General features: G+C 41.7%; 14 protein-coding genes. 12 read left to right on the forward strand and 2 right to left on the reverse strand.

Annotated elements, in window-relative coordinates:
* The first annotated feature begins 23 nt into the window (after positions 1–23).
* The 6 genes from glmM to HMPREF1048_RS04340 all read left to right on the forward strand — a co-directional run bounded on the left by glmM (position 24) and on the right by HMPREF1048_RS04340 (position 6,780).
* Positions 24–1,376: a phosphoglucosamine mutase gene (gene glmM, locus HMPREF1048_RS04315; RefSeq protein ID WP_000521451.1), complete on the forward strand. Its 1,353-nt coding sequence runs from the start codon at positions 24–26 to the stop codon at positions 1,374–1,376.
* Positions 1,377–1,449: 73 nt separating this feature from the next.
* On the forward strand, positions 1,450–1,824 hold the full coding sequence (locus HMPREF1048_RS04320; RefSeq protein ID WP_001050088.1) for a DUF1149 family protein: 375 nt from the start codon (positions 1,450–1,452) through the stop codon (positions 1,822–1,824).
* Between the two features lies 1 nt (position 1,825).
* The gene (locus HMPREF1048_RS04325; RefSeq protein ID WP_000762179.1) at positions 1,826–2,674 is read left to right on the forward strand and encodes a DegV family protein; all 849 of its coding nucleotides are present in this window, start codon (positions 1,826–1,828) and stop codon (positions 2,672–2,674) included.
* A 274-nt stretch (positions 2,675–2,948) separates the two neighbouring features.
* Positions 2,949–3,716 carry a 4-hydroxy-tetrahydrodipicolinate reductase gene (gene dapB, locus HMPREF1048_RS04330; protein WP_000027872.1) on the forward strand — a complete coding sequence of 256 codons (768 nt, stop codon included), beginning with the start codon at positions 2,949–2,951 and terminating at the stop codon, positions 3,714–3,716.
* The gene (locus HMPREF1048_RS04335; RefSeq protein WP_080568519.1) at positions 3,713–4,912 is read left to right on the forward strand and encodes a CCA tRNA nucleotidyltransferase; all 1,200 of its coding nucleotides are present in this window, start codon (positions 3,713–3,715) and stop codon (positions 4,910–4,912) included. The genes dapB and HMPREF1048_RS04335 overlap by 4 nt, the downstream gene beginning before the upstream one ends.
* The gene (locus HMPREF1048_RS04340; RefSeq protein ID WP_001279108.1) at positions 4,909–6,780 is read left to right on the forward strand and encodes an ABC-F family ATP-binding cassette domain-containing protein; all 1,872 of its coding nucleotides are present in this window, start codon (positions 4,909–4,911) and stop codon (positions 6,778–6,780) included. Before HMPREF1048_RS04335 ends, HMPREF1048_RS04340 begins: the two co-directional genes overlap by 4 nt.
* Before the next feature lie 37 nt (positions 6,781–6,817).
* On the opposite strand, the gene mntE is transcribed toward HMPREF1048_RS04340, so the two are convergent.
* A complete protein-coding gene (gene mntE, locus HMPREF1048_RS04345; RefSeq protein ID WP_000813936.1) occupies positions 6,818–8,002 on the reverse strand; it encodes a CDF family manganese efflux transporter MntE in 1,185 nt (394 codons plus the stop codon).
* Between the two features lie 307 nt (positions 8,003–8,309).
* On the opposite strand from mntE, the gene HMPREF1048_RS04350 reads away from it, so the two are divergent.
* The 5 genes from HMPREF1048_RS04350 to yaaA all read left to right on the forward strand — a co-directional run bounded on the left by HMPREF1048_RS04350 (position 8,310) and on the right by yaaA (position 14,177).
* Positions 8,310–11,006, forward strand: coding sequence for a cation-translocating P-type ATPase (locus tag HMPREF1048_RS04350; protein WP_000032416.1), 2,697 nt, complete (start codon positions 8,310–8,312; stop codon positions 11,004–11,006).
* 117 nt (positions 11,007–11,123) lie between these two features.
* A complete protein-coding gene (locus HMPREF1048_RS04355) occupies positions 11,124–11,534 on the forward strand; it encodes a peptide deformylase (RefSeq protein ID WP_000412216.1) in 411 nt (136 codons plus the stop codon).
* A gap of 11 nt (positions 11,535–11,545) precedes the next feature.
* A complete protein-coding gene (locus HMPREF1048_RS04360) occupies positions 11,546–13,141 on the forward strand; it encodes a hypothetical protein (protein WP_000822850.1) in 1,596 nt (531 codons plus the stop codon).
* A 64-nt stretch (positions 13,142–13,205) separates the two neighbouring features.
* A complete protein-coding gene (locus HMPREF1048_RS04365; protein WP_000508323.1) occupies positions 13,206–13,370 on the forward strand; it encodes a YczI family protein in 165 nt (54 codons plus the stop codon).
* Between the two features lie 78 nt (positions 13,371–13,448).
* A complete protein-coding gene (gene yaaA, locus HMPREF1048_RS04370; RefSeq protein WP_000697781.1) occupies positions 13,449–14,177 on the forward strand; it encodes a peroxide stress protein YaaA in 729 nt (242 codons plus the stop codon).
* A gap of 50 nt (positions 14,178–14,227) precedes the next feature.
* Here the strand turns inward: yaaA and pclR are convergent, their stop codons facing one another.
* Positions 14,228–15,721, reverse strand: a complete 1,494-nt coding sequence (gene pclR, locus HMPREF1048_RS04375) for a virulence transcriptional activator PclR (RefSeq protein WP_001257179.1) — start codon at positions 15,719–15,721, stop codon at positions 14,228–14,230.
* Between the two features lie 303 nt (positions 15,722–16,024).
* On the opposite strand from pclR, the gene HMPREF1048_RS13070 reads away from it, so the two are divergent.
* On the forward strand, positions 16,025–17,633 hold a 1,609-nt coding region (locus tag HMPREF1048_RS13070; protein ID WP_000806420.1), incomplete at its 3' end, for a YSIRK-type signal peptide-containing protein.

A 17,633-nucleotide genomic window follows, 5' to 3' on the forward strand; every position in this document is an offset into this window, starting at 1 on the left:
AATAGGAAAAGGATTTTATAAAAATGGGTAAATATTTTGGGACTGATGGAGTCCGTGGAGAAGCTAATGTAGAACTAACACCAGAATTGGCTTTTAAACTAGGACGTTTTGGAGGCTATGTTCTCAGTCAACATGAAACGGAAGCACCGAAAGTCTTTGTAGGACGTGACACCCGTATTTCAGGGGAAATGTTAGAATCAGCCTTGGTGGCAGGTCTCCTTTCAGTAGGGATTCACGTTTATAAACTCGGTGTTCTTGCGACGCCAGCAGTAGCTTACTTGGTCAAAACAGAGGGAGCAAGTGCAGGTGTCATGATTTCTGCTAGTCATAATCCAGCCCTTGATAATGGGATTAAGTTCTTTGGTGGTGATGGCTTCAAACTAGATGACGAAAAAGAAGCAGAAATTGAAGCCTTGCTAGATGCTGAGGAAGACACTCTTCCTCGTCCAAGTGCAGAAGGATTGGGAACCTTGGTAGATTATCCAGAAGGCTTGCGTAAGTATGAAGGCTACCTTGTTTCAACTGGAACTCCTCTTGATGGAATGAAGGTTGCCTTGGATACAGCCAATGGTGCCGCTTCTACCAGTGCCCGTCAAATTTTTGCAGATCTTGGTGCTCAATTAACAGTTATCGGGGAAACACCAGATGGTCTTAACATCAACCTTAATGTTGGTTCAACCCACCCAGAAACCCTTCAAGAAGTGGTCAAAGAAAGCGGCTCAGCTATTGGTTTGGCCTTTGACGGAGACAGTGACCGCTTGATTGCTGTTGATGAAAATGGTGAGATCGTTGATGGTGACAAGATTATGTACATCATCGGGAAATACCTTTCTGAAAAAGGACAATTGGCTCAAAATACAATTGTGACAACAGTTATGTCTAACCTTGGTTTCCACAAGGCCTTGGACCGTGAAGGTATTAACAAGGCAGTCACTGCAGTTGGCGACCGCTACGTTGTTGAAGAAATGAGAAAATCAGGCTACAACCTTGGTGGTGAACAGTCTGGTCACGTCATCTTGATGGACTACAATACAACAGGTGATGGTCAATTATCAGCTGTCCAATTGACCAAAATCATGAAGGAAACTGGTAAGAGCTTGTCAGAGTTGGCAGCAGAAGTAACCATCTATCCACAAAAATTAGTCAATATCCGAGTGGAAAATGCCATGAAGGAAAAGGCTATGGAAGTGCCAGCTATCAAGGATATCATCGAGAAGATGGAAGCTGAAATGGCAGGGAATGGTCGTATCCTTGTTCGCCCAAGTGGAACAGAGCCCCTCTTGCGTGTCATGGCAGAAGCGCCTACAACAGAAGAAGTAGACTACTATGTTGATACCATCGCAGACGTAGTTCGAGCTGAAATCGGGATTGACTAAATCCTAGAAAACTAGATGAAAATAAAAAAATATGGTACAATAGCTTATAATATTGTAGCCGAGGGAGAAAGACATGAATCTTAAACGTGAACAAGAATTTGTTAGTCAGTATCATTTTGATGCGCGTAATTTTGAATGGGAAAATGAAAATGGAGCTCCTGAAACTAAGGTGGATGTGAACTTCCAATTGCTCCAACATGACCAAGAAAATCAAGTGACTTCCTTGATTGTCATCTTGACCTTTATGATTGTATTTGATAAGTTTGTCATCAGTGGAACCATTTCACAGGTAAATCATATCGATGGCCGTATTGTCAATGAACCAAGTGAATTGAGCCAAGAAGAAGTGGAAACTTTGGCTCGTCCATCTTTGAATATGCTCAACCGTTTGACTTACGAAGTAACTGAAATTGCATTAGACTTACCAGGAATCAATTTGGAGTTCTAATATGAAACTAGCTGTTATCACAGATTCTTCTGCCTATCTCAGTGCAGAGACCTTGCAAAGAGAAGATTTGTATGTCTTGGATATTCCTGTCAATATTGATGGTGAGGAGTATGTCGAAGGTATCAATCTGACTGCTGAGGAATTTTACCAAAAAATGGCTCAGGCTTCTGAATTGCCTAAGACTAGTCAACCAAGTATTGCCAAGTTAGATGAAATCTTAACTTCGCTCAAAGAACAAGGTTATACACATGCCTTGGGGCTTTTCCTATCGTCTGGAATTTCAGGTTTTTACCAAAATATCCAGTATATGATAGATGAATATGAGGGCTTAACCATTGCTTTTCCAGACACTTTGATTACAAGCGCTCCGCTGGGTATCATGGTTGAAAGTGTCTTTAACTGGCGTGACCAGGGCGATGATTTTGCCAGCATTCAGGATAAGCTAGCTATTCAAATCAGCCGTACGTCAGCCTTTATCATGGTCGATGATTTGGATCATTTGGTGAAAGGTGGGCGCCTTTCAAATGGAGCTGCTATTTTGGGCAATTTGCTTAGCATTAAGCCAATCCTTTATTTTAACGATCAAGGTGTGATTGAAGTTTACGAAAAAGTTCGTACTGAAAAGAAAGCAACCAAGCGCTTAATTGAAATTATCAAGGAAACAACGGCTTCAGGTCAATACCGGGTCATTGTCATTCATGGGAATGCTCCTGAAAAGGCTGAAGAATTGCGTCAACACTTGCTTGAATCTGGAGTGGGTACGGATATTTCACTTGCTACATTTGGTAGTGTCATTGGAACTCACCTAGGATCAGGAAGCGTTGCTCTGGGTTATATTCCAGTAATTTAGTTGGCACTTCTAGACTAGTTAAGATGCCTTGTATCTTAGCAATTGAACACGGACTATCTGCCTCATGAAAAAAGATGCCTGTCTGGCCTTTTGTGGAAAGTCAGCGTCATTCCCTATTTTCATGTGCAGCTAACGTCCTTTGTATCTTGATAATTGAACACGGACTACCTGCCTCTTGAAAAAAGATGCCTGTCTTGCCTTTCGTGGAAAGTCAGCGCCATTCCCTATTTTTCATGGGCAGCTAACGTCCTTTGTATCTTAGACAGGAGTAGAGATGAGTATTCGAGTAATTATTGCTGGTTTTAAGGGAAAGATGGGCCAGGCTGCTTGTCAGATGGTCTTGGCTGATCCAGACTTGGACTTGGTAGCAGTTTTGGATCCCTTTGAGTCTGAATCAGAATGGCAGGGTATTCCTGTTTTCAAGGATAAGGCTGATTTAACAGGCTTTGAAGCGGATGTCTGGGTAGATTTTACTACTCCAGCTGTTGCCTATGAAAATACACGCTTTGCTCTTGAGAATGGCTTTGCTCCAGTAGTTGGAACGACAGGATTTACTAGTGAAGAAATTGCAGAGCTAAAAGAATTTTCTCGTACTCAAGATTTGGGTGGCTTGATTGCTCCTAACTTTGCCTTGGGTGCTGTCTTGCTTATGCAATTTGCAAAGCAGGCTGCCAAATATTTCCCAAATGTGGAGATTATTGAGCTCCATCATGACAAGAAAAAGGATGCTCCGAGTGGAACAGCTATTAAAACAGCTGAGTTAATGGCAGAAGTTCGAGATTCTATCCAGCAAGGCGCAGTAGACGAGGAAGAGCTGATTGCAGGTGCCCGTGGTGCTGACTTTGATGGCATGCGTATCCACTCAGTTCGTTTACCTGGCTTGGTAGCCCATCAGGAAGTCATTTTTGGCAATCAGGGAGAAGGATTGACCCTCCGTCATGACTCCTATGATCGCAGCTCCTTCATGACAGGGGTGAATTTGGGAATTAAAGAAGTTGTCAAGCGTCATGAGCTTGTCTATGGATTAGAACACTTATTATGAGATTAACGCAAATGCCTTCTGAATTTCAGAAGGCTTTACCAGTATTAGAAAAAATTAAAGAAGCAGGTTTTGAGGCCTATTTTGTTGGAGGTTCTGTTCGAGATGCCCTCCTAAATCGTCCCATCCATGATGTGGATATTGCGACGTCTTCCTATCCAGAGGAGACCAAGCAGATTTTTCCGCGAACAGCCGATATCGGAATTGAACATGGAACCGTCTTGGTCTTAGATGGGGATGAGGAGTATGAGGTAACCACCTTTCGGACCGAAGACGTCTATGTGGACTATCGCAGACCCAGTGCGGTTTCTTTTGTTCGCTCGCTAGAAGAAGATCTCAAGCGCCGTGATTTTACAGTCAATGCCTTTGCCTTGGACGAGACAGGGGAAATCATTGACTTGTTTCATGGTTTAGAAGATTTGGAAAAGCAAGTCTTACGAGCAGTTGGAGTGGCAAGTGAGCGTTTCAACGAAGATGCTTTGCGGATTATGCGTGGTTTTCGTTTTCAGGCTAGTCTTGGCTTTGAACTTGAGCGAGAAACATTTGAAGCTATGAAGACCTTGACGCCGCTTTTGGAGAAAATTTCTGTAGAGCGTACCTTCGTCGAGTTTGATAAACTCTTGCTGGCTCCATTTTGGAGAAGGGGTTTGGCTTCCATGATTGAGAGTCAAGCTTATGACTATCTCCCTGATATGGCATCTAGCCAAGACAAGCTCAACAGACTGTTTGATTTGGAGGCTAATTTCACCTTTGAATCCTCTGAACAAGCCTGGGCAGCTCTTTTGTGGGCTTTGGAGATTGAAAATGCGCAGCCATTTTTGAAGGCTTGGAAGACCTCACGCCAGTTTGCCAAGCAAGTTCAGGATTTGCTGACTATTTTGACCTTGCGTGAAAAGGGAGAGTTGAGCAAGCGCGATTGTTATCGCTTTGACTTGGATTTGCTTTTACAGGCTGAAAATCTTCGTCAGGCCCAAGGAAAAGAAGTCAATCCACAAGCAATCACAGAAACCTATCAGAGTTTGACCATTCATGACAAGAAAGAAATTCAGATTAATGGTGGCATTTTGATTAAGGAATATGGCTATCACCCAGGACCTGACTTAGGAGAGATTTTAACAGAGATTGAGTATGCCATTGTCGATGGAGAATTGGAAAATGACCGTCAAGCCATCCATGCTTATCTGAGGGAGAAAAAATGAGTGATTTTATCGTTGAAAAACTAAGTAAATCCGTCGGTGACAAGACCGTTTTTAAGGATATTTCCTTTATCATCCATGACCTAGACAGAATTGGTCTGATTGGTGTCAATGGAACGGGCAAGACCACCCTTTTGGACGTCCTTTCTGGTGTTTCTGGCTTTGATGGGGATGTTAGTCCCTTTTCGGCTAAGAATGATTACCAGATTGGTTATTTGACTCAAGATCCTGATTTTGATGATAGCAAGACGGTCTTGGATACAGTCCTATCTAGCGATCTCAAGGAAATCCAGCTCATTCGTGAGTATGAGTTGATTATGCTCAACTACAGTGAGGACAAGCAGGCGCATTTGGAACGGGTCATGGCAGAAATGGACTCTCTCCAAGCTTGGGAAATTGAGAGTCAGGTAAAGACTGTCCTTAGCAAGCTGGGTATTCAGGACTTATCCACTCCTGTTGGGGAATTGTCAGGTGGTCTAAGAAGACGGGTCCAGTTGGCGCAAGTTTTACTTGGTAACCACGACCTCTTACTTCTGGATGAGCCGACCAACCATTTGGATATTGCGACTATTGAGTGGCTGACCCTCTTTTTGAAAAATTCCAAGAAAACAGTCCTCTTTATCACCCACGATCGCTACTTCTTAGACGCTTTGTCAACACGGATTTTCGAGTTGGACCGCGCAGGCTTGACCGAGTATCAAGGGAATTATCAGGACTATGTTCGCCTAAAGGCGGAACAGGACGAGCGCGATGCGGCTCTTCTCCACAAAAAGGAACAACTTTATAAGCAAGAATTGGCCTGGATGCGCAGACAACCGCAGGCGCGTGCAACCAAGCAGCAGGCTCGTATCAATCGTTTCCACGACTTGAAGAAAGAAGTCTCAGGTGGCGTTGCTGAAACAGACTTGACCATGAACTTTGAAACCAGTCGTATTGGGAAGAAAGTCATCGAGTTTCAGAATGTTTCTTTTGCCTATGAAAACAAGCCCATTTTGCAAGATTTTAATCTCTTAGTTCAGGCCAAAGACCGTATCGGAATCGTTGGGGACAACGGTGTTGGGAAATCAACCCTGCTCAACCTGATTGCAGGCAGTCTTGAGCCGACAGCAGGTCAAGTTGTGATAGGGGAAACTGTTCGCATCGCCTATTTCTCTCAGCAAATTAAGGATTTGGATGAAAGCAAGCGTGTGATCAATTACCTGCAAGAAGTGGCAGAAGAAGTCAAGACCAGCGGTGGTTCTACAACTTCCATTGCAGAATTGCTAGAGCAGTTCCTTTTCCCACGCTCGACGCATGGAACCTTGATTGAGAAATTGTCTGGGGGAGAGAAAAAGCGTCTTTATCTCCTCAAACTGCTCTTGGAAAAACCAAATGTTCTTCTCTTGGATGAGCCGACCAATGATTTGGACATTGCAACCTTGACAGTTTTGGAGAATTTCTTGCAAGGCTTTGCTGGTCCAGTTTTGACTGTTAGTCACGACCGCTATTTCTTGGATAAGGTGGCGACCAAGATTCTGGCTTTTGAGGATGGCAAGATTCGTCCTTTCTTTGGTCATTACACCGACTATCTTGATGAGAAAACCTTTGAAACAGAGATGGCCAATCAAGTGCAAAAAGCCGAAAAGGAAAAAGTCGTCAAGGTTCGAGAAGATAAGAAACGCATGACCTACCAAGAAAAGCAGGAGTGGGCAAGCATTGAAGGCGATATTGAATCCTTGGAAAACCGTATCGCTGCTATTGAAGAGGAGATGCAGGCCAACGGCTCTGACTTTGGCAAACTGGCTACTCTTCAGAAAGAGCTAGATGAGAAAAACGAAGCACTCCTTGAAAAATATGAACGCTATGAATATCTAAGTGAATTTGATAGCTAGAAGAATAGAAAAATCCCGTCTCATGGACAGGATTTCTCTATTCTTTTTTGGTTTCTTGATGAAAGATATTTTGCCAAGTTTCGTGGCGACGCCAGATACTGGTATGAAGGATTCCGTCTATCTCATAGCAGATGAGTTTGGTCTTCTGACTGATGGAAGTGATTTGAATGTCCTTGATAGCAGAATTCAACTCTTTTTCGGCTTTATAGGCCTCTTTATCCATCTGCTCTCCATCTTGCCGAATATAGACAAAATCGTCAGCCAATAGTTCTTCCAGTTGATTTCCTTGGTCAATCAATTGTTCGCGCATAAGCAATTTTTTGTAGACATTGTCTAAAATCTCATCCTCAGGTATAGGTGCTGGCTCGATATGGACATCGGTATCAAAGACTCCAAAACGTTCTTCCAACATAGACTCGACTTGATCCGCAATCTCGTGGCTCTCATAAACCGACAAGTCAGGATTCATTTCTAGCGTGATATCAAGGTAGATATTGCTACCGTAGGTACGACCTCTTTGGGACTTAACCTTGCTGATCTTGGGAATTTTCATGATGGCCTTTTGATAATCCTCAAGCAAACGGTCGTCAAAACCATCTGAAAGACTAAAGGAAGACTCGATGAAGATATCATAGGCAGTTTTCAAGATAAAGAAAGTGATGATAATGGCAACCAGTTTATCCACAATGGGATAATTGAAACTGCTGGCCAGGATGGCAATGGTCGTACCAAGTGAGGTAACAGCATCAGAAAGATTGTCCTTGGCAGCTGCCTTCAGCGCCTTGGAGTTGGATTTCTTGCTGAGGCGAGTATTGTAGAGATAGACCATGAACATAATCGCTGCAGACATAATTCCTAGAGTTGCACCCAGAGGATCAATGACCGTTTCTTCACGACTGAGAATCTTCTGAATGGTATCCCTTAGTACATCAAAGCCAACATAAAACATGATGATGGAAGTGATTAAGCTAGCCAAATCCTCAATCTTCCAGTGGCCAAAACGGTGGTCACGGTCTGCAGGCTGGCGCGCCATCCGAATCCCGATTAAGAGGGCCACATTTCCAATGATGTCCGAGACGTTGTTAAAACCATCAGCCACCAAACTGGATGAATGCAGAAGATGACCAGTTGCTAATTTTGCTGCAGACAAGATCAAATAGGTCGAAATACTGATAATGGCCCCACGCTCAGCTAACTTGAGATTTGAGATAGATTGCTTCATTCAACTTCCTTTCTAGTCACATAGCATTCTACCATTATACTGGTTTTCAAGAGAAAATTCAAACAAGGCAGTTTTTACTCTTTGAAAACTTTTCAAAATTTGGTATAATAGAAGTACTCAAGGGAGTAGCTGGCAGAAACCTGTGATAGTGTCGTCATTCCGAATTTTATACTGAAAAGTATGCTTTCCGGCACTATCTTAAACAGCGAGACTTGTTATGATTAACAGGTCTCTTTTTGTTTGTCGTGAAAAGATACGATGAGGAAAAAGAGAGTCTGTTTTGCACACAATGTCAAGGAGGAGACACATGTCAAAAGAACAAAAACGCCAAGCGTTTTACACTCAGAGTCCTGAAGAGGTCTTGAAGGCTGTGGATGCGACCGAGCAAGGTTTGTCATCAAGTGAGGCAGAAAAGCGCCTTGCAGAATTTGGTCACAATGAACTCGAAGAAGGCGAGAAACGATCAATCCTGGTCAAGTTCATCGAGCAATTTAAGGATTTGATGATTATCATCCTAGTTGCGGCAGCTATCTTGTCAGTCGTGACTTCTGGTGGGGAAGATATCGCAGATGCCATTATCATCCTAGCCGTGGTTATCATCAACGCTGCCTTTGGTGTTTACCAAGAAGGGAAAGCAGAAGAAGCTATCGAAGCCCTTAAATCTATGTCTAGTCCAGCTGCCCGCGTTCTTCGTGATGGGCATATGGCGGAGATTGACTCTAAAGAATTGGTTCCTGGTGATATTGTTGCCCTTGAAGCAGGTGATGTTGTACCAGCGGATCTTCGTTTATTAGAAGCTAACTCGCTTAAAATCGAAGAGGCTGCCCTGACAGGTGAGTCTGTGCCAGTCGAAAAAGATTTGACAGTTGAACTTGCTGCAGATGCTGGTATTGGTGACCGTGTCAATATGGCCTTCCAAAACTCAAACGTAACCTATGGTCGTGGTCTTGGTGTTGTTGTCAATACAGGGATGTACACGGAAGTTGGTCATATTGCTGGCATGCTTCAAGATGCGGATGAGACAGATACACCACTCAAACAAAACTTGAACAACCTTTCTAAGGTCTTGACTTATGCAATTTTGGTTATTGCTCTTGTTACTTTTGTAGTGGGTGTCTTCATTCAAGGGAAAAATCCACTTGGTGAGTTGATGACCTCTGTTGCCCTTGCCGTTGCAGCTATCCCAGAAGGGCTCCCAGCTATCGTAACTATCGTTCTTGCTCTTGGTACTCAAGTTTTAGCCAAACGAAACTCTATCGTTCGTAAGTTGCCAGCAGTAGAAACACTTGGTTCAACTGAAATCATCGCTTCTGATAAGACTGGTACGCTGACCATGAACAAGATGACAGTCGAAAAAGTCTTCTACGATGCGGTTCTACATGATTCAGCTGATGACATTGAGCTAGGTCTTGAAATGCCCCTTCTTCGTTCAGTTGTCTTGGCTAATGATACGAAAATCGATGTGGAAGGCAACCTGATTGGTGACCCAACCGAAACAGCCTTTATCCAATATGCCTTGGACAAGGGCTACGATGTTAAAGGTTTCTTAGAGAAATATCCACGTGTGGCTGAGTTGCCATTTGACTCTGATCGTAAGCTCATGTCAACGGTTCACCCATTGCCAGATGGACGTTTCCTTGTAGCAGTCAAAGGTGCGCCAGACCAACTTTTGAAACGTTGTGTTCTTCGTGACAAAGCTGGGGATATTGCTCCGATTGATGAGAAGGTTACAAACCTCATTCATACAAACAACTCTGAAATGGCTCACCAAGCCTTGCGTGTCCTTGCAGGTGCTTATAAGATTATTGATAGTATTCCAGAAAACCTTACTTCTGAAGAGCTTGAAAATGATTTAATCTTTACTGGTTTGATTGGGATGATTGACCCTGAACGTCCTGAAGCTGCTGAGGCTGTTAATGTGGCTAAGGAAGCTGGAATCCGTCCAATCATGATTACGGGTGATCACCAAGACACTGCAGAAGCTATTGCCAAACGTTTGGGAATCATTGACGCAAATGATACAGAAGGCCACGTTTTAACTGGTGCTGAGCTCAACGAACTGTCAGATGAAGACTTTGAAAAAGTAGTTGGTCAATACTCTGTTTATGCGCGTGTATCTCCAGAGCATAAGGTTCGTATCGTCAAGGCTTGGCAAAAACAAGGTAAGGTTGTTGCCATGACAGGTGACGGTGTCAATGATGCGCCAGCTCTGAAAACAGCCGATATCGGTATCGGTATGGGAATCACTGGTACAGAGGTCTCTAAGGGAGCTTCTGACATGATTCTTGCAGATGATAACTTTGCGACTATTATCGTTGCAGTTGAAGAAGGACGTAAGGTCTTCTCAAACATTCAAAAGACGATTCAGTACCTACTTTCTGCCAATACTGCTGAAGTATTAACCATCTTCCTATCAACCTTGTTTGGTTGGGACGTCTTGCAGCCAGTTCATCTTTTGTGGATCAACTTAGTAACGGATACCTTCCCAGCTATCGCTCTTGGTGTTGAACCTGCTGAGCCTGGTGTCATGAACCATAAACCACGTGGACGCAAGGCAAGCTTCTTCTCAGGTGGTGTTTTGAGTTCTATCATCTATCAAGGTGTGCTCCAAGCAGCTATTGTCATGAGTGTTTATGGCCTTGCGATTGCTTACCCAGTTCATGTGGGTGACAATCATGCCATTCATGCGGATGCTCTTACTATGGCCTTTGCAACACTTGGTTTGATTCAGCTCTTCCATGCCTACAATGTCAAGTCTGTTTACCAATCCATCTTGACAGTTGGCCCATTCAAGTCTAAGACATTTAACTGGTCCATCTTGGTATCCTTCATCCTTCTCATGGCAACAATCGTTGTAGAACCGCTTGAAGGAATCTTCCACGTAACCAAACTAGACTTATCACAATGGGGAATCGTTATGGGCGGAAGTTTCTCAATGATTATTATCGTTGAAATTGTTAAGTTTGTTCAACGTAAACTTGGCTTTGATAAGAATGCGATTTAAAAAGAAAAAGTCATCTTCGGATGGCTTTTTGCTACAGTTGAGGGAAAGGGCTTGCAGTTATCGGCTTTTGTGCTATAATTGCTATAATATAGTAAAAAGTAAGAGGAGTGTGAGGAAGTGGAAAAGAAAATTGTGAAGGATATTTTGTTTTTATCTCAGGTATCTCAGCCGGCAAGTCAGGATGATCTGTATCTTGCCAGAGATTTACAGGATACGCTTTTAGCCAATCGTGAGACTTGTGTTGGTCTAGCAGCCAATATGATTGGGGTACAGAAGCGCGTGATTATTTTTAATCTTGGCTTGGTTCCTGTGGTCATGTTTAACCCAGTGCTCCTGTCCTCTGAAGGATCTTATGAGACAGAGGAAGGCTGTTTGTCATTGACAGGTGTGAGACCTACTAGGCGTTATGAAACTATAAGGGTTGCCTATCGTGACAGCAAGTGGCAGGAACAGACCATTACCTTGACAGGCTTCCCAGCTCAGATTTGCCAGCATGAACTGGATCACTTGGAAGGACGAATCATTTAGGAGGAAAGCAAATGAAACGAATAGTCTTTGAACTTATTTTTATCGCAACGACCTGGTATATCTTTTTACCTCCCCTTAACTTAACCAGCTGGGAATTTCTCTTTTTCCTCTGTGGGCATTTGCTGCTTGTGGCAATTTTATTTGGCTTTGGCAAGGGAATCAATCTGGTCAAAACAGTTCATGTGCGCCACGGCAAGGCGGAAACTGCTTTAAATTTTGAGGGTTTCAAAATCAATCGGTTAGGGAAAGTTCTTTTAGCTTCTATTGGAGGGATTCTTCTCTTAGCAGCCTTGGTTTCCTTGGTGACTTCTAGCATTTTTCAGGCTAAAAATTATGCCAATGTAGTTACGGTTACGGAAAAAGACTTTACTGAATTTCCTAAGAGTGATACCAGTAAGGTTCCTATTTTAGATAGAAGTACTGCTGAAAAAATTGGGGACCGCTACTTGGGTTCCCTAACGGATAAGGTGTCGCAGTACGTAGCGGCAGATACCTATACCCAATTGACAATTGATGGGAAACCTTATCGAGTTACGCCACTAGAATATGCAGACCCTATCAAATGGTTTAACAATCAAGCCAAGGGAATCGGTGAGTATATCAAGGTGGATATGGTAACTGGAAATGCCAACTTGGTGAACTTGAAGACACCAATCAAGTATTCGGACTCGGAGTATTTTAACCGTGATGTCAAGCGTCACCTGCGCTTGAAGTACCCAACTAAAATCTTCAAGACTCCATCTTTTGAGGTGGACGATGAGGGCAATCCTTTCTATGTAGCAACGGTTTACCAAAAGCAATTTGGGCTTGCGGTTCCTCGTCCTGTTTCAGTCATTATCCTCGATGCTACAAATGGAGAAACCAAGGAATACAGCTTGGCAGATGTTCCAGAATGGGTGGACAGGGTCTATCCAGCTGAGGAAACTATTGAGCAAATCAACTACAACGGCAAGTACAAGGACGGTTTCTGGAATGCCATGATTTCCAAGAAAAACGTGACCCAGACTACCAAGGGCTATAATTACTTGTCTATCGGCAATGACATCTACCTCTACACAGGTGTGACATCGGCCAATGCAGATGAAAGTAATCTTGGTTTCATCTTAGAAAATATGCGAACAGGAGAAATCACTAAGTACAGCTTGGCTTCTGCGACCGAAGAATCAGCCCGTGAATCAGCCGAAGGTGCTGTTCAGGAGAAATCCTACAAGGCAACCTTCCCAATCCTCATCAACCTTAATGACAAGCCTCTCTACATCATGGGCTTGAAGGACAATGCTGGCTTGGTCAAAGAGTATGCTTTGGTAGACGCAGTCGAGTACCAGAATGTCATCGTAGCTACGACAGTAGAAGAACTGCTCAGCAAGTACGCCAATAAAAACGACCTTGAAATTGACAATGCAACAACAGAAAGCATTAAGGGTGTAGTGGCAGACCTCAAATCAGCTGTTATCAAGGGCGACACCGTCTACTTCTTTAAAGTTGATGGCAAGATATACAAGGTTAAGGCCTCAGTATCAGATGACCTTCCTTACCTTGAAAATGGTAAAACCTTCGAAGGTCAAGTAGGAAAAGACAATTATCTCAAGACCTTTAAAGTGCAGTAAAAAAGGTTTATTTAAGAAATATATGTTATAATAAGATGAATTAATACTAATGGAGGACAAACAAATGGGTTTTTATGTGATGCTTGCTTCAATGCTACTCGGACTGCTCGCTTTGAAGATAGGTTTTTCTCAGTTCAAGGAGAAAAAAGATACATTCTTATCTATCTTAACAAGTTTAGCTGGCATAGCCCTTGTTCTCGTGGCTGTCTGGTTAGGTTGGCCCAAATAAACAGAGAAACCTCGATCAAACCGAGGTTTTTCAGATGAATTTCTTGGTTGTGGCTAAAAAATATGCTACACTATCAATATGAAAATTTTAATCCCAACAGCAAAAGAAATGAACACAGATTTGCCAAGTATTGAAGCCTCTCCTTTAAGACCAGAAAGTCAGGTGGTACTTGATGCCTTGGCCCTCTATTCTGCTAGTCAATTGGAGAGTTTTTACAAGGTATCAGCCGAGAAGGCGACGGAAGAATTTCAAAACATCCAAGCTTTGAAAAGGCAAACTGCTCAACACTACCCAGCCTTGAATCTATTTGATGGGCTTATGTATCGTCATATCAAGCGAGACAAACTGACCGAGGCAGAACAAGTCTATCTTGAAAATCATGTCTTCATTACCTCAGCTTTGTACGGTGTCGTTCCAGTCTTGTCACCTATGGCTCCTCACCGTTTGGATTTTTTGATGAAGTTGAAAGTTGCTGGTAAGACTTTGAAGAGCCATTGGAAGGCGGCCTATGATGAAGCTGTGAAGCAGGAAGAAGTGATTTTTTCTCTCTTGTCATCCGAGTTTGAGACCGTATTTTCTAAGGAAATCAGAGAAAAAATGGTGACCTTCAAATTCATGGAGGATAGAGGCGGCCAGCTGAAAATTCACTCAACCATTTCCAAGAAAGCGCGTGGTGCTTTCCTGACAGCCCTGATAGAAAATCAAGTTCAGAAGGTGGAAGAAGCTCGTCGCTTAAGCTTTGCAGGATTTAACTACCGAGAAGACCTGTCCCAACCACAGGAATTGGTTTTTGTTAAGGAAGTATAGAAATCAGATAAGAGAAAAAGTCAGCAGGATTATGCTGACTTTTTTCTAGCTTATAAAGTATTGGACAAATGAATCTCATTTGATAAGGTGTTGAGGTGATTAACTAAATCCATAATTGACAGATGATTTTGACAAATAAACTTCTTGGTAATTCCTGGAATATAGAAATTAGACACGATGATATCATAACCTGTCTGATTTAAAATCTCAGGACTTGTTTTCAATTCATCCCAAGTATCGAAGGTGAAGCGGTTATTACAGTAATAGGAAAGCATATCAACAAAGGTAAGGGATATAGCATGGTCAAAGTTACTGATAATCAAAACCTTGATAGGTGGTCGATTTTCTAACAACTGAGTAGAGAGGTTTTCAGCATGGGTTAAGATAGTGTACATCAAGTGTTCCAACTGTTCCAACTGTTCAGGATGGTCATGCTGTCCAATTGCTTGACGGTATTGAGCCAGTTCTTGACGCGCACTCCCCATAAAGTCTGGGAAGTAAACTTCGAATTTTTTAATAGTCAATGCTTTTTGTTCAAATAAGATTGGGGTAGAAAAGATTTCCTGTCTTTCAAAGAAAGCAGTGTTATGTAAATGCCAAATAAGTTCATCGTGGTTGGCAAAAGTAATCTTATATTGTTTTGACAGGCGTTCTAATATTTGACTAAGTAATTGGTAAGAGTATCTTGCTTCACTGTTCTCTTCTAAAGAGTTGAAGAATTCTTGAGGATCTAAGAAAATGTTACTTTGAATAAAGGAAATAAAAATTTGTGCGATTATATCAGGTGTCATTTCGAAGCCAAACTGTTTAGAGAAATAAGCAAGTGTCTCCTCAAAATTTGGGAAATTCATCAAAATAGGATAATAGTCTTGGAAAAAATGATTGGGTAGGTCGATGAAATGACCATTCCTGACACGATGGATGCTAATTGCCACCATTAACTTGTACATTCTATAAATAGAGAATCGCATTGGATAATTTGTAATTTTATAGAAGTAGTCGGCGAACTCTGTTAAGACTTCTTCAGAAATATCTGGGAAGGGCCAATCTAAAAAATAGCATCGCTCAGAAAAGTATTGGGCATAAAAATAGCGAATATCAATTTCATTTCCTTTGATAGAGGCTGGTGTAAAAGCTAGTTCAATTTGAAATTGCTTTGATAGGATTTGTGTAATTCGATTTCCTAGTCTATATAGATTAGCATTACTTGTGTGAAGGTTTTCAACTGTTCGATAAATAGGTAATCCTTCATTGTAATACATATATTCTAGTAATTGGAAGGATTGTGAATGAGTAAGGAAATGATGATAAACATCTTCTACACTGGATTTAAAATCGAGATCAATCATAATACCGTTGACAGAGGATTGGATATCGATATCCGGAAAGGATGAGCGCAACTCATTTAGATCATTTTTTAAGATGCGTTCGGTACAGTCTAAGGTATGGGCTAATTCATGTAGACGAAGCCATTTCCGTTTGTGAATGAGTATTTCCATTAGTCGTAATTGCCGTTGTTCTTTTGTAGATAATAGGGATCTCATACGTTTTTATACCTCCTAAGGATATTATATCACATTAAATAGGGAAAAATGCAAATATTGATATGTATAGTAAGTGGATTTATCTGTGTCCGATTTGTCTAAAAAATACAAACTATTATTTTTTTGTATTCTTCGTACCAAAATTTGAGATTCACTTTATTGTTTGAACCGTTCATATAAAATAGAACAAATTAAGTGAATCTAGAGGGAAAAAACAGGATACAGTGATTGTGGTAACTATATTGAAATATCTAAAAATTAGATGTAAATTATATACTATAAAATGATAAAGAGGTAAGAAATATGAAACAAGCACAAAGAAAATCATTTGACTGGTATAAAATGCAACAACGTTTCTCTATTCGTAAGTATCATTTTGGTGCGGCGAGTGTTTTATTGGGAACAGCTTTGATTTTAGGGATAGCTACTAATGTCCATTCTGTACAAGCAGAAGAAAAAAATTCAGCAGTAGTAAGTAAAGTTTTTATTGATAAGGGAGAAGAAGCTACTAAACCAGCCGAAGTATCTACACCTAAAAAAGAAACAACTTACGCAGCTCCAACTGTTGCTAATCCAGTAGAAGTAACTCCAACTAAATTTGATGATGCTAAAGCACCAGCAGAAAAAGTTGAAGAAGCAAAAGATAAAAAAGTAGAAGCAAGTCATCAAGATTCAGTTGACAAGTCAAAATTGTTAACGGCTCTTTCACGTGCTAAAAAATTAGAAAGCAAGTTATATACAGAAGCAAGTGCTGCTAACTTGCAGGCAAGTATGCAAGCTGGTCAAAGCTTGCTTGGAAAAGCAGATGCAACTGAAGCTGAATTATCGCAAGCAGAGTCATCTATTCAATCAGCTATTATTGGGCTGGAACTTCGTTCTAACTCTGATAAAGGGACTGTATCAGAAACTCCTGTAGTGAAGAAAGCGGATGGAGTTGAAGCAAAAGAAGATGCAACAACGACTGATCGTTCAGCTCTTGATAGTAGCATTTTAGCAACTAACGCACCCGCGAAAGTAGAAGCAACTTCTGCTACAGAAACAACTAATGAAATCTTTAAACCTGAACATAGCCTTTCAGATGCTCGTCAAAATTCAGCGATTCGTAAGGAAGATTTGGAAACTGGTTATAGTGGTTTCCGTAGTGCAAGAAGAAGACGTGAGGCAGGAAGTAATCCTGATGAAACACCAACTCAACCAGCACCAACTCAACCAGCATCAACTCAACCAGCATCAGGTGAATATGCGGGGACCGAAATAAAAGCATACTATGATAATAATCACAATGGTGTATTTGATGAAGGTGACGAATTAATATCAAGTACTGTAATTCCTCCCGCTCCAAAAGGAGAGAATGGTAATGATGGTAAAGATGCTGCAAGAGGAGCTGAATTATTAAGTGGAATTATTGCTCCAACGCCAGAAGATGGTAAAGATGGTGATACATACATTGATGCCACAACAGGAGATGTGTATAAAAAAAGAGATGGAGCTTGGGGAAAAATCGGTAACCTTAGAGGTCCGCAAGGAGAACAAGGTCAAAAAGGTGAAAATGGTAAGGATGGTAGAGCTCCGAAAATTAAAGTAGAAGATATAGCAAAATCTGCAGGAACAACAAGCGTATCAAGTCGTTCAGGAATTCGAATCACGGTTTATGATGATAAAAACAATAATGATGAATTTGATGAAGGCGATACGGTACTCAATACAAAAGAGGTATATAATGGGACAGATGGAAGAAACGGAGTAGACGGCCAAACACCAAAAGTTAAAGCAGAACGTGATGAGGCCAAGAAACAAACCACTCTAACCTTCTACATTGACAAAGATGGCGATGGTAACTATACAGAAGGAACTGATACACTCGTTCAAACCTCTATTGTGAAAGATGGACAAGACGGAGCTACAGGCCAAG

The sequence above is a fragment of the Streptococcus mitis SK575 genome (assembly GCF_000257865.1).
Lineage (GTDB): Bacteria > Bacillota > Bacilli > Lactobacillales > Streptococcaceae > Streptococcus > Streptococcus mitis_CQ.

Coding starts and splice junctions, on each gene's coding strand:
- HMPREF1048_RS04365 (WP_000508323.1), top strand. CDS start 13,206: ATGGGTTTTTATGTGATGCTTGCTTCAATGCTACTCGGACTGCTCGCT.
- HMPREF1048_RS04360 (WP_000822850.1), top strand. CDS start 11,546: ATGAAACGAATAGTCTTTGAACTTATTTTTATCGCAACGACCTGGTAT.
- pclR (WP_001257179.1), bottom strand. CDS start 15,721: ATGAGATCCCTATTATCTACAAAAGAACAACGGCAATTACGACTAATG.
- HMPREF1048_RS04325 (WP_000762179.1), top strand. CDS start 1,826: ATGAAACTAGCTGTTATCACAGATTCTTCTGCCTATCTCAGTGCAGAG.
- dapB (WP_000027872.1), top strand. CDS start 2,949: ATGAGTATTCGAGTAATTATTGCTGGTTTTAAGGGAAAGATGGGCCAG.
- mntE (WP_000813936.1), bottom strand. CDS start 8,002: ATGAAGCAATCTATCTCAAATCTCAAGTTAGCTGAGCGTGGGGCCATT.
- glmM (WP_000521451.1), top strand. CDS start 24: ATGGGTAAATATTTTGGGACTGATGGAGTCCGTGGAGAAGCTAATGTA.
- HMPREF1048_RS04340 (WP_001279108.1), top strand. CDS start 4,909: ATGAGTGATTTTATCGTTGAAAAACTAAGTAAATCCGTCGGTGACAAG.
- HMPREF1048_RS04320 (WP_001050088.1), top strand. CDS start 1,450: ATGAATCTTAAACGTGAACAAGAATTTGTTAGTCAGTATCATTTTGAT.
- HMPREF1048_RS04335 (WP_080568519.1), top strand. CDS start 3,713: ATGAGATTAACGCAAATGCCTTCTGAATTTCAGAAGGCTTTACCAGTA.
- yaaA (WP_000697781.1), top strand. CDS start 13,449: ATGAAAATTTTAATCCCAACAGCAAAAGAAATGAACACAGATTTGCCA.
- HMPREF1048_RS04350 (WP_000032416.1), top strand. CDS start 8,310: ATGTCAAAAGAACAAAAACGCCAAGCGTTTTACACTCAGAGTCCTGAA.